Origin of the sequence: Pectobacterium versatile (assembly GCF_020166435.1) — a bacterium.
Taxonomy (GTDB): Bacteria; Pseudomonadota; Gammaproteobacteria; order Enterobacterales; family Enterobacteriaceae; genus Pectobacterium; species Pectobacterium versatile.
This window is the reverse complement of sequence record NZ_JAINZP010000068.1, coordinates 1-623: the sequence shown is the minus strand read 5'-3', so window position 1 is coordinate 623 and position 623 is coordinate 1. Positions and strand designations below refer to the sequence as shown.

Sequence of the window (623 nt, the reverse complement as noted above, 5' to 3'; positions counted from 1 at the left end):
GATAACCCACTTTCTTTTTCCAGACGCCATTACTCCGCTCAGGTGCTGATTCGCCACTGCATGGTTACGCTCAGGGTACTTGTCGGGCCAGTATTGCACACCCTTTCGCGGCGGGATGAGTGGCCTGATTTTTTTCTTCATCAGGGCATCATACTAGTAGCAGACATCGTAAGCGCCATCTGCTGAGGCTTGTTTGATTTTGCGGTGAGTCTGGTTTATCAACACAGGAAGTGCCTGCGCATCAATGGTTCCACTGAGAGATAAATCGGCACAGATAGTCTCATGTGTGACACTGTCTGCCGCCAGATGGCGTTTTCTCCATACTCAGTGCTTATCTGCCCCCATACTGCCTGACTTTCCATTCGTCTTCGCCGAAGACCTTCAGACCGGTACTGTTGATGACCAGATGCGAGATTTCACTGTAGTGAAGTGGTCGGCCACGACCTTCAGGCTGTGCGTTGTCGGTCCATGCAGCAATCGCTGATTCATCAAGTCAGACCGTCAGTGAACCACGTTGCCTGAGTGCGTTGTTGTAGGCAGACCAGTTGGTGATTTTAAACTTTTGCTTTGCCATGAGGATCTGTGTTGAAACGAACTGTCGTGATCAGATCCGCCAGTCACCT

At 50.6% G+C, this 623-nt stretch carries 1 pseudogene; it reads right to left on the bottom strand.

Features of this window, described 5'->3' with window-relative positions:
* Positions 1-574 (bottom strand): annotated as a pseudogene (locus tag K7X24_RS21945) (transposase); the annotation flags it as partial.
* Between the last annotated feature and the right edge of the window lie 49 nt (positions 575-623).